Below are 11,632 nucleotides of genomic sequence, written 5' to 3' on the forward strand. Positions count from 1 at the left end.
GGCCGAGGAAAGTTTTCGAAGGACGTGCGCAGCACGGCAGGTCGAAGCTTTCGAAGGCAGCGTTATTGGAGAAAGCGATGAGATCTATGAAGACTTGGCTGCTCGGTTCTGCCGCAGCACTGGCCACGGTCGGCGCTGCACAGGCCGCCGACCTCACGACGAAGAAGGCCGTCCCGGTCGAATTCGTCCGTGTCTGCTCCGCCTACGGCGCGGGCTTCTTCTACATCCCCGGCACCGACACCTGCCTGCGCCTGTCGGGCCGCGCCCGCTTCGAGGGTGGCTACCAGACCACCTTCTCGCGCACGAACGGCAACGGTGACACCGCCGGCTACCGCGGCCTCGCCCGCATCAACCTCGATGCCCGCGCCCAGACCGGCTACGGCACCCTGCGCGCCTTCCTGCGCGTCGAAGTCGCCTCCCGCACCGGCGGTCCGTACGCTGGTGGCACCTCCGGTACCCAGCAGCGCATCGGCAACGCCTTCGCCGCCCTCGGCCCGGATCAGTTCGGCCGCGCCCAGACCTACGTGAACGCCGACAAGGCCTTCGTGCAGTTCGCTGGCCTCACCGCCGGTCGCGCCTCCTCGTTCTTCGACTTCTACGCCCACGACTTCGAGTTCGCCGCCGCCACCGGTGGTTCGGACATCGCGTCGACCAACCTGTTCGCCTACACCGCGACCCTCGGCAACGGCTTCTCCGCCACGCTGTCGGTGGAAGACCCGACCGCTCGCCGCTCGGCCATCTACTCGCCGGTCGCCCCGACCGCCACCGTCACCAACGGCGCGATCACCTCGTTCGGCGTGACCAACATCCAGGCCCCGATCATCACGACGGTGAACGGTGTCATCGGCAGCACCTCGGTCGACGTCATCCAGCGCAACCGTCTGCCCGACTTCGTCGGCGTGCTGCGCTACGACGCCGCCTGGGGTTCGGCTCAGGTCTCCGCCGCGTCGCACGAGCTGAACGTCGGCAACCTCGCGCTCACCACGCCGCTGAACGCCGTCGCTCCGGCCCGTCCGTCCAACGAGTACGGCTACGCCGTCCAGGGTGGCATCAAGGTCAACCTGCCGATGATCGCCGCCGGCGATGCCCTCTACCTGCAGGGCGCGTATGGCAACGGCGCCCAGATGTACACCGGCTACTGCGCTTACTCGGGCTGCTACAACCAGACCGCCGCGACCATCCAGGGCCAGAAGTTCAGCCAGTTCTTCAACGATGCGACGGTGAACCCCTTCACCGGCCGTCTCGAGAAGTCGGACAGCTTCACGGTCGCCGCCGCCTACCTGCACTACTGGGCGCCTGAGTGGCGTTCGGCTGTGTTCGGCAGCTACGGTGAGATGAGCTACAGCGCCAACGCCCGCAACGCGCAGGGCCTCGCCTCCGGTCTGCTCGGTACTCCGGGCGGCTCCAACGCTGTGGGCGCCCCGGGCACCCGCTTCTTCCAGCTGAGCCAAGCTCTCCGTGACACCTACCAGTTCACGGCCGGCGCCAACATCATCTGGTCGCCCGTCAAGGATCTCGATATCGGCGTCGAGGGCTTCTACACCCAGATCGGCGTGAAGAGCGGCCGCGTCATCGACCTCGACAAGGATCCGACCGCCTACTCGCGCGTCGGCGCCATCAACGCCGGGGGGCCGTGCGCACGACGAGCGCGGACTCCGTCCAGCAGATCCGCCTCCGCGTCCAGCGCGACTTCTAATCCCGACGATAGTCGCCCCGCCCCTCTTTCCAAGAAGGGGCGGGGCAGCACCAAACACCAATAAGCAGCACGGTCACATCTTCGGGGCGTAACGTCTGAACGGAGACGTAGTGACCACGAGCTGTTTCATTGTCCCGAATTGAAAGATCGACGCGTTACGCCGCTGGGAAGCCGCCATTGCTCTTGTCGAAATCGAGATAGGCGGTCTCAATCACAATCTGCGTCCGGCTGATCACTTCGAGCTTGCGAAGGATTTCGGACACATGGGCCTTCACGGTCGAGTCACCGACCTGCAATTCGTGGGCGATCTGCTTGTTCAGCTTGCCCTGGCGAATCATCATCAACACGCGCATTTGCTGCGGCGTCAGGCGGGAGACACGCTCGGCCAGCGGTGATTTGCGGCTCGGCGTCGGTTCCGGCGCGCTCGCGAGATCGGGCGGGGTGAACAGCGCGCCGTTCATCACCTCCGAGATGGCGCGGGTGAGCGTGGCCTTGTCGACCGCCTTCGGTACGAAGCCGGACGCGCCGCGCTGAAGCGCCTCGCGCATGATGCGCGGATCTTCGAGTCCCGACACGATCAGCACGGGGACACGCGGGAAGCGGGCGCGGATGGTGACGAGCCCGTCGAAGCCGGACACGCCCTGCATGGACAGGTCGAGGAGGGTCAGATCGATACCGGTCTCGCGGCCCAGCACGTCGCAGGCGCTGCGGATCCCGTCCGCTTCGTGCAGCACGGCATCGGGAAAGGCCAGGGTGATGGCGCTCGCCAGCGCCTCACGGAAGAGCGGATGATCGTCGACGATCAGCAATTGCATCCCGGCTACCCCCGCCTCCGGCCCGTCGGCATGTCGTGCCAGGATCATAGCCTCCCCGGCACCCTGGACAGAAGGGGTGGCGAGCCCGGTCTCCGGCACAGATGTCAGCATGGAATGGGTCGCGCTCATGCCGGCTCGCGGAGGAGATGGGCCCCGGACGCCGCCCCCGTTCGCCGAGCGACCGGGGGCGGTTCGAGTTTGGCGGGACTGCAGAGCAATCCCGCCATGCTGCGGTCTTAGGGTAGGGACGCACTCACCTCGTTCCTGCGTCCCTGCCCTAGCTCATTGTCTTTGCATCAATTTTTCCGGACTCAGCTGACGCTTTTGTCTGGATCGATGCATTAGCGCGCCGCAACCTTCTTCGGCAGCTTGAACGCCCAGAAGCTTCCGCCCTGGTTGATGCCCGCCGTGGTCTTGGCGACTTCGCCGCCCCACAGCGGCACCGCGCCGCCCCAGCCGGCGGTGACGCCGACCCATTGCTCGCCGTCCTGCTCCCAGGTGATCGGGGAGGAGACGACGCCCGTGCCGACCTGGAACTTCCACAGTTCCTCGCCGGTCTTGGCGTCGAAGGCCTTCAGGAAGCCCTCGGGCGTGCCGGTGAAGACGAGGCCGCCGCCGGTGGTGAGGATGCCGGCCCAGAGCGGAGCCTTATTCTTGTATTCCCACGCGACCTTGCCAGTGGCCGGATCGATGGCCTTGAGCGAGCCGATATGGTCCTCGAAGGTGGGCTTGATGGTGAAGCCCGCGCCGAGATAAGCGGCGCCCTTCTTGTAGTTCACCGGCTCGTTCCAGATGTCCATGCCCCACTCGTTGGAGGGGATGTAGAACAGCTTGGTGTCGGGGCTGTAGCCGATCGGGTTCCAGTTCTTGCCGCCGAGGAAGCCCGGCACGGCGAAGACGGACTTGCCCTTCTTCTCATCGCCGGTGGCTTGGCTCGGATCGCCGGGGCGGTTCTCGTTGATGTAGATCGGGCGGCCGTCCTTATCGATGCCGCTCGCCCAGTTGATCTTGTTCACGAAGGGCGTGGCCGAGATGAACTTCCCGTTCGTCCGGTCGAGCACGTAGAAGAAGCCGTTGCGGTCGGCCGTGGCGCCGGCCTTCACGGTCTTGCCGTCCTTCTGCATGTCGAACGGCACGAACTCGTTCACGCCGTCGAAGTCCCAGCCGTCATGCGGGGTGGTCTGGAAGCCCCACACGATCTCGCCATTGTCGGGGTTGATCGCGAGGCGGGAGGCCGACCACTTGTTGTCGCCCGGACGCAGCCAGGAGTTCCACGGGCCCGGATTGCCGGTGCCGACATAGATCATGTTGAGTTCGGGATCGTAGGTGCCGCCGAGCCAGGTGGCGCCGCCGCCGAACTTCCACATGTCGCCGGGCCAAGTCTCGTTGGTCTTGCCCGTCATGGTGGAGGGCTTGCCGTTCAGCTCGCCCATATGGCCCTCGATGACGGGGCGCTTCCACACGATCTCGCCGGTCTCGGCATCGCGGGCCTCGACCCGGCCGACCACGCCGAACTCGCCGCCCGACACGCCGGTGATGATCTTGCCCTTCACGATCATCGGCGCGGCGGTGTAGCTGTAGCCGGACTTGAAGTCGTCGATGTCCTTGCGCCACGCGACCTTGCCGGTCTTGGCGTTGAGCGCCACCAGCTTGGCGTCGAGGGTGCCGAAGTAGATGTTGTCCTTGTACAGGGCGGCGCCGCGGTTCACCACGTCACAGCACGGGAGGATGCCTTCCGGAAGGCGGGCATTGTATTCCCACTTCTTTTCACCGGTGCGCGAGTCGATCGCATAGAGGCGCGAATAGGAACCGGTCACGTAGAGCGTGCCGTCCTTCACGAGCGCCTGGCTCTCCTGGCCGCGCTGCTTCTCGCCACCGAAGGAGAAGGACCAGGCCGGGACGAGGGACTTCACGCTCTCCTTGTCGATGGTCTTGAGCGGGCTGTAGCGCTGGCCCTGTGGACCGAGCCCGTAGGTCACGACGTCGCCGGGGGTCTTGGCGTCGTTGATGATGTCCTGCTCGGTCACCCCGCCGCCCGTGGCGGCTGCGGTCTTCTCGGGCTCCTTGGCCGAGGCGGACAGGCTCGTCGCGCCTGCGGCCAGGGCGGCAAGCCCCACCGCCGCGAGAAACTGCGTGCGCATTCTCATGACATCTCCTCCGGTGAATTCCCTGGCCGATGGGGTTCGAGCCCCTTTGAGCAGACGGCCTTCCGCGAGGGTCAGAGTATGACGAGTCTCGGGGCCGGGTTATTGGCCATAAGTCCAATCTTATGGCGGTTTGCTTAGGAAATTAAGGCGGACTTACAAGTATAAACGCCATCGTCCCGCCGCGTTGGCGCGGCGGGATCTGTCTTTCTTGAAGGCCCCGGCGGATCAGTAGCCGGTTGGGGGGTCGTAACTCACGCCGTGCTTGGCGAAGATGGCCTTCATCGTACCGTTGTCGATCAGCGACGTGATCGTGTCGCCAACCGCGTAGCCGAGATCACGCGAGTCGCTCTTCACGGCTCCGCAGAGTTCCCATGAGGTCTTGATCGGCCCGGCGAGTTTGACCTGCGTGATGCCGATGCCGTCGCGCGGCGTCTTGGAGGCCGTCAGCGCGCCCTCGATCTCGGACAGAGTGCCCGCCAGGACCGGGGCCTCGCCGCCCGTGAACGCCTTAGCCGCCTCATCGAAGCTCTTGAAATGCTTGAGGTTGCCCCGCAGCTTGCCGCCATTGGCGGTCAGCAGCATGGCATCGGAGGCGCTGTTGCCCTCCACGGCGATGGGCGTGTCGCCGATATCCCCGAGCGTCTCGAAATCCTCCGTCGCGCCTCGCTTCCAGGCCAGGGCGAGCCGCTGCTGGAGATAGGGGCGCGTCGTGAAGATCTGCTCGTTACGCTGGGCGAAGATTCGGTCGGCGGGCACGTGCAGCATCACGTCCGAAAGCGCCGACCCGGCGAGATCACCGCGCCAGAGGGCGAGGCGAAGGTCGCCGTCGGAGTTCTCCCCCGCATCCACGAGGCGCAGGTCGAGCTTCACCTTCAGCGCGTCCGCGACGGCCTGGGCGAGATCGACCTCGATCCCGGCGGGCTTGCCGTCCTTCAGGCCGGAGAAGGGGAAGTTGTCCTCATAGAGGGCGACGCGCAACGTGCCGTCGGCACGCACGGCGTCGAGGGGGCGGGACAGGGCCGGGCCCGCAGCCATCAGCAGGGAGGCCGCCAGCAGGAGGGAGCGCCGTCGCAGCGAGAGGGTCATCCGCGCCGCGCTCAATTGTCGACGTGCTGGGCTTCGATGTAGCTGCGGATGGCCCACAGGCCCTCCTGCGAGATCACACCGGCGAAGACCGGCATCTTGGTCATGCCATCGACGATCGCGCCGTGGGTGACGCGCTCCTTGAACCACTCGTCGCCTTCCTTGCCCTTCTCGAGGTAGCGCAGGTCGGGGGCGAGGCCGCCGGAAATGACCTCCAGACCATGGCAGCGTGCGCAGTTCTGGTTGTAGGCCGAGGCTCCGATCTTCACCGCGTGCTCATTGCCGCGATAGGGGTTCTCGTCGCGCCACGTGTCGCCGAGGCCCGGCAGGCCATCGGTGTTCACGGGCTGGGGCTGCACGTCCCCGTGGCCGAACACCGCACCACTGGACACAACGAGCGCAGCGAGAACGCTGCCTGCGAACGCAAGCCTTCTGGACATCGTCTTCCTCCGCAGCGGCCGTGGGCCGTCATTCGCCGTCCATTCGGGCGGCCGGTTGAAGGAAGGCTAGCAAGCGGGCCGCCCCGAACCCATTGTGCTTTGGTATGGACCGGCCGGAACGCCCCGTATTCGCACCTTGGTCCAATATCCCGGGGTGGGTGCTCGCCCTATTCCAGAGGGCAACAACGATCTGACGGGCGGAAACGAGACCAGCCGGATGCGGACGGCTACCGAGCGGAACGGCCGGGGACGGCGAGGCGCGCGCCTGAGCGCCGGGTTCCTGGCGGCCTGCCTTCTGCCGCTCCTGTCGAGCGTCTCGGCCAAGGCGGCCGAGCCCGTTGCGATCGCCTATATCGAGCGGCGGATCGAGCGGCCGAACCCCCTGAACAATGAGGACCCCGTGCCCGCCGACCAGGGGCGGAAGGGCGCTGAACTCGGCCTGCGCGATTCCAACGCGACGGGCCGGTTCGTGGGTGTGTCCCTCGATCTCACGAGCAAGGTGGTGGAGCCGGGCGCCGATATCCGCGCGGCCCTGTCCGAACTCCTCGCCGGCAAAGGGCACCCGCGCTTCGTGGTGGTGAACGCCCCTGCCGCCGACCTTCTGGCGCTGGCGGACGCGCCGGAAGCGAAGGAGACGGTCTTCCTCAATATCGGCGCCACGGATACCGCCCTGCGCGATGCCCAGTGCCGTAAGCGGGTGCTGCATGTCGCCCCCTCGCGCGCCATGCTCACCGATGCGCTGGTACAGCTTCTCGTGTTCAAGCGCTGGACGCGGATTCTGCTGGTCTCGGGTCCCGATCAGGCGGACGGGCTCTACGCCGAGTCCCTGCGGCGGAGTGCGCGGAAGTTCGGAGCGCGCATCGTCGCCGAGACGACGTTCGATGCCCGTGGCGCCGACCTGCGCGACAGTGCGTTACGGGAATTCGCGCTGGCCACGCGGGGGCCCGAGCACGACGTGGTGGCCGTAGCCGACGAGTTGGGCGAGTTCGGCACCAACCTCGTCTACAACACCGAGTCGCCGCGCCCGGTGGTGGGCACGCAGGGCCTCTCCCCGGCCGCCTGGGGCCGCGCGGTCGAAGCCTGGGCTGCGGCGCAGTTGCAGCAACGTTTCAGGAAGCTCGCCAACCGGACCATGGACCCGGTCGACTGGGCAGGCTGGATGGCTGTTCACGCTGTGGGTGAGGCGGCGGTGAAGTTGAAATCCGCCGACCCCGAGCCGATCTCAAAACTCCTGCTCGATCCGGCCTTCGAAGTCGGCGGTTTCAAGGGGCGAGCTCTCAGCTTCCGGGCCTGGAACGGGCAGTTGCGCCAACCGCTCTATCTGCTCTGGCCGGGGGCCGTGGTCGGCACGGCGCCCGTCGAGGGCTTCCTGCACCGTGCCACCGAGCTCGATACGCTGGGCCTCGACCGGCCCGAGAGCGCCTGCAAAGCCTTCGGAGGATGAGATGATCGGCCATCCGCCTTGGCATTGCTTCGCTGCGCTCGCGATGACGATGGTCGCCCTCTCCGCTGCGCCCGCACGGGCCGCGGAGATCTACGTGACCAATGAGCGCGACAACACGGTCTCGGTCATCGATTCGGCGACCTACACCGTCACGCGGACCTTCGGCGTAGGGCGCCGCCCGCGCGGGGTCGTGTTCTCGAAGGACGGGCGACGGCTCTTCGTCTGCGCAAGCGATTCCGATTCCGTGCAGGTGATCGATCCGGAGACCGGCACGCTCATCACCGATCTTCCGTCAGGTGAGGATCCTGAGCAGTTTGCCCTGTCCCCGGACGGGCGCACCCTGTTCATCGCCAACGAAAACAACGCCACCACGACGGTGGTCGATGTCGATACCAAGCACGTGAAGGCTCAGATCGACGTCGGCATTGAACCGGAAGGCATGGCCGTGAGCCCGGACGGGACCATCGCGGTGACGACCTCCGAAACCACGAACATGGTCCACTGGATCGACGTCGCGACGCTCACGGCCGTCGATGCGACGCAAGTCGATCAGCGCCCGCGTCACGCGGAATTCTCTAAAGACGGCAAGAGTTTATGGGTCTCGTCGGAGATCGGTGGCACGGTAGCGGTGATCGACGTGGCGACCCGCAAGGTGGTGAAGACCATCGCCTTCGAGATCAAGGGCGTGGCCTCGGACCGGATCCAGCCGGTGGGGATCAGCCTCACCGATGACGGCCGCATGGCCTTCGTGGCGCTCGGCCCCTCGGATCGCGTGGCGGTGGTGGATGCCAGGACCTTCGAGGTGAAGAGCTACATCCTCGTCGGCCGCCGGGTCTGGCATACCGTACTGACGCCCGAGCAGGACCGGCTGATCACCACGAATGGCGTCTCCGGTGACGTGACCATCATCGACGTGCCTGCGCTGAAGGCGATCAAGACCGTGAAGGTGGGCCGCTTCCCCTGGGGCGCGGCCATCCGCCCGGCCGCCGGAGCCGTGGCGGGCAAGTAGAGCGGACAGACGAAATTCGCCGGGGGAGCCTGCGCTTCAACACCATGTACGATTTGCGCAAACCAATCGGCCGGACATATAGTTCCGGCTACGAGGGCCGCCGCAACAGAGCAGCTCCGAGCGGGAGTAACGCCGTGATCGATGGAACGCGGATGCGTTCGCATCTGTGCGGGATCCAGTCGGCCTGGACCGAGGCGAGCGATGTGCGCGCCGCGGTCTCGGCCGTGGCGTCCCTGCTCGACCGCGAGCGGATCGGGCATCTGCTCGTCTTCTTCTCTCCCTCCTACGACGCGCGCGAACTCGTCGCGGCGGTGGGCGAGCATTTCCCCGGCGTGACGCTTCTGGGGTGCAGTTCATCGGGCGGGATCAGTCCGGCGGGCGCCATCGACCGGGGGCTCGTGGCCCTCGCTTTCCCCCGCCAGGGGTTCCGCATCGTGAGCGACGTCCTCACGCGGATCGACCGACTCGATGTCGGCAGCACGGCTGCCGCCGTCCGCAGCCTGCGTCGGAACCTCGACCAGATCCGGCCGGAGCCCATCCCCGGCAGCCAGTTCGCCTTGTCGCTCATCGATGCGCTCGCCAACGCGGAAGAGACCGTGGTTTCCGCCGTGGCCTGGGCGCTCGACGGCATTCCCCTGGTCGGCGGCTCGGCGGGCGATGATCTCGCCTTCGCGGGCACGGTGTTGATCCATGACGGGGCGATCCACACCAATGCGGCGGTACTGATCCTCGTCGAGACCGATTTCCCGATCCGCATCTTCAAGAGCGACAACTTCGCGCCGACGCAGCGCAAGTTCGTGGTGACGGCCGCCTGCGAGGAGACCCGCCGGGTCCACGAGTTGAACGCCGAGCCCGCCGCGCGGGAATACGCCAAGGCGGTCGGGCTCGATCCCGAGCACCTGACGCCGATGAGCTTCGCGGCCTATCCCCTCGCGGTGAAGGTCGGCGGCGAATATTATTGCCGCTCGATCAGCCGGGTGGAGGCAGATGGGTCGCTGACCCTGTTCTGCGCCATCAGCGAGGGGGCGGTGCTGACACTCGCGGAGCCGCACGACATCGTCGAGGCGACGCGGGCCGAATTGTCTGGCCTCGACGCCACGCTCGGCGGGCTCGATCTCGTGATCGGCTTCGATTGCGTGCTGCGGCGCCTCGATGCCGAGAGCCGACAGGTCCGCCATCGCATCTCGGACCTCTACAGCCGCTACGGTGTGGTCGGGTTCGAAACCTATGGCGAGCAATACCGCTCGATGCATCTGAACCAGACCTTCACCGGCATCGCGATCGGCCGGAATCATCCGGCGTGAGCGGAATGGTCATGGTCGCGGAGGACGGTGAGAGCCGGGAGGCCTTGGCGCGGCGCGTCGAGAAGCTCGAGCGCATCAATGCGTCGCTCATGGCCCATGTCGAACGCACCATGGACCAGCAGGGCGGGGCCTACGCCCTGTTCCAGACGGCGATCATGCTCGAAGGCCGGGTCCGGTCCCGGACGGAGGAACTCACCACGCTCATGAAGAGTCTGGAGACCTCCAACGCCGCCCTCCAGGCGGCGAAGGACGAGGCCGAGACCGCCAATCGCTCGAAGACCCGCTTCCTCGCCGCCGCGAGCCACGACCTCCTCCAGCCGCTGAACGCGGCACGGCTCTCCCTTTCGGCACTCGCCGACCTCGCCCCCGGTCCGGAGGCTCAGACCGTCGCGGGCCAAGTCGAGCGGGGGTTGCAGACGATCGAGGACCTGATCAAGGCCCTCATCGACATCTCGAAGCTCGATGCGGGCGCCGTGCGGCCGGTCATCAAGCCGGTGCGGCTCGCCGATCTCGTCGCCCATATCGAGACGAGCTTCAGGCCCTTCGCCGAGCGCAAGGGTTTGCGCCTGATCACCCGCGTCGCCGACCTCATGGTGGCCACCGACGTCACGCTGATGCAGCGCATCCTGCAGAACCTCGTCTCCAATGCTGTGCGCTACACGGAAGCGGGCGGCGTGCTGATCGGTGTGCGACGCCGGGGCGGGGTCTGCCGGATCGACGTGGTCGATAGCGGTCGGGGCATCCCGGAGGAGGAGCGCGATCTCGTCTTCGAGGAATTCTATCGCGGGACCGGCGACGGCGAGGATGCCGGGGGCCGGGCCTCGGCCTCGGTCTCTCCATCGTCCAGCGCATGGCCTCGGCAATGGGGCATCCGATCCGGCTGCACTCGCGGCTCGGCCGCGGTACGCGGATGAGCATCGAGATCCCGCTGGCGGGGGCCGTTCCGGACGCGCCGTCCCATCCTGTGCCGGTCGCCACGACGCTGACCGGCGCGCGGGTTCTGGTGATCGAGAACGACGCCTCGACCGCAGAGGCACTGGAACGGCTGCTGCGCGGGTGGGACGCCGAGGTCGAGAGCCACCGCGCTTTGTCCGGCGTGGAGGCCTCGCTGCGCGCCGGGATGAAGCGCCCCGACGTGATGGTGATCGATTACCACCTCTCCGACGGCGCCTGCGGCCTCGATGTGGTCGATCATCTCCGGCGGGAACGGGGCTGGTTCACCCCGGTCATCGTCGCCACCGCCGATTACAGCGTCGAGGTCGGACGCCGGGTGGTGGAGGCCGAGGCGGAACTGATGCTCAAGCCCGTGAAGCCGGCGCAGTTACGCGCCCTCCTCGCCTACATGCTGGCCTGAACGGTCCGATACGGACAATTCGAGGCAATCGCATTACGCGTTTTGCATTCACGCGTGAGAGAGTGAGCCCGTCAGTCGAGATCCCCCATGATCGAACGTCGCGCTCAAAGCCGCACCAGGATGGATGTCCCGGGGCGCATCTGCCTTGATGAACACCACTCCTTGTCCTGCCTGGTCTACGACCGGTCGGAGGAGGGCGTGCGCGTCACGCTTCCGCAGGCCGACCTGATCCCCGAGACCTTCGTTCTGGAGATCGCGGAGATGCCCGTCGTCTACATCTGCCGCCTCGTCTGGCGGAAGGGCGAGGAGATCGGCGCGCAGCTTCAGGCGGCGTGAGGAG

8 protein-coding genes and 2 pseudogenes are annotated in these 11,632 nt (G+C 66.7%); 6 read left to right on the forward strand and 4 right to left on the reverse strand.

Annotation, left to right across the window (positions count from 1 at the left end; translation table 11 throughout):
- Positions 1 to 77 precede the first annotated feature (77 nt).
- Positions 78 to 1,696 (forward strand): annotated as a pseudogene (locus ACFQE0_RS23855) (porin).
- A 155-nt stretch (positions 1,697 to 1,851) separates the two neighbouring features.
- Here ACFQE0_RS23855 and ACFQE0_RS23860 read toward each other — a convergent pair.
- From ACFQE0_RS23860 to pedF, 4 genes are all read right to left on the reverse strand, one after another.
- The gene (locus ACFQE0_RS23860) at positions 1,852 to 2,511 is read right to left on the reverse strand and encodes a response regulator (protein ID WP_378975664.1); all 660 of its coding nucleotides are present in this window, start codon (positions 2,509 to 2,511) and stop codon (positions 1,852 to 1,854) included.
- A gap of 341 nt (positions 2,512 to 2,852) precedes the next feature.
- Positions 2,853 to 4,658, reverse strand: a complete 1,806-nt coding sequence (locus ACFQE0_RS23865) for a PQQ-dependent methanol/ethanol family dehydrogenase (protein ID WP_378974065.1) — start codon at positions 4,656 to 4,658, stop codon at positions 2,853 to 2,855.
- Positions 4,659 to 4,883: 225 nt separating this feature from the next.
- On the reverse strand, positions 4,884 to 5,744 hold the full coding sequence (locus tag ACFQE0_RS23870; RefSeq protein WP_378974066.1) for a substrate-binding periplasmic protein: 861 nt from the start codon (positions 5,742 to 5,744) through the stop codon (positions 4,884 to 4,886).
- Between the two features lie 11 nt (positions 5,745 to 5,755).
- Positions 5,756 to 6,181, reverse strand: a complete 426-nt coding sequence (gene pedF, locus ACFQE0_RS23875; protein WP_378974068.1) for a cytochrome c-550 PedF — start codon at positions 6,179 to 6,181, stop codon at positions 5,756 to 5,758.
- A 217-nt stretch (positions 6,182 to 6,398) separates the two neighbouring features.
- Here pedF and ACFQE0_RS23880 point away from each other — a divergent pair, with 217 nt between their 5' ends.
- The 5 genes and pseudogenes from ACFQE0_RS23880 (at position 6,399) to ACFQE0_RS23900 (ending at position 11,628) form a co-directional block, all read left to right on the forward strand.
- A complete protein-coding gene (locus ACFQE0_RS23880; protein WP_378974070.1) occupies positions 6,399 to 7,625 on the forward strand; it encodes an ABC transporter substrate-binding protein in 1,227 nt (408 codons plus the stop codon).
- 1 nt (position 7,626) lies between these two features.
- A complete protein-coding gene (locus ACFQE0_RS23885) occupies positions 7,627 to 8,634 on the forward strand; it encodes a PQQ-dependent catabolism-associated beta-propeller protein (RefSeq protein WP_378974072.1) in 1,008 nt (335 codons plus the stop codon).
- Between the two features lie 134 nt (positions 8,635 to 8,768).
- The gene (locus ACFQE0_RS23890) at positions 8,769 to 9,938 is read left to right on the forward strand and encodes an FIST N-terminal domain-containing protein (protein ID WP_378974074.1); all 1,170 of its coding nucleotides are present in this window, start codon (positions 8,769 to 8,771) and stop codon (positions 9,936 to 9,938) included.
- Positions 9,939 to 9,949: 11 nt separating this feature from the next.
- A pseudogene (locus ACFQE0_RS23895) lies at positions 9,950 to 11,292 on the forward strand (ATP-binding response regulator).
- Positions 11,293 to 11,379: 87 nt separating this feature from the next.
- On the forward strand, positions 11,380 to 11,628 hold the full coding sequence (locus tag ACFQE0_RS23900) for a PilZ domain-containing protein (protein ID WP_378974076.1): 249 nt from the start codon (positions 11,380 to 11,382) through the stop codon (positions 11,626 to 11,628).
- Positions 11,629 to 11,632 lie beyond the last annotated feature (4 nt).

The organism is Methylobacterium komagatae (genome assembly GCF_042661665.1).
Taxonomy (GTDB): Bacteria; Pseudomonadota; Alphaproteobacteria; order Rhizobiales; family Beijerinckiaceae; genus Methylobacterium; species Methylobacterium komagatae.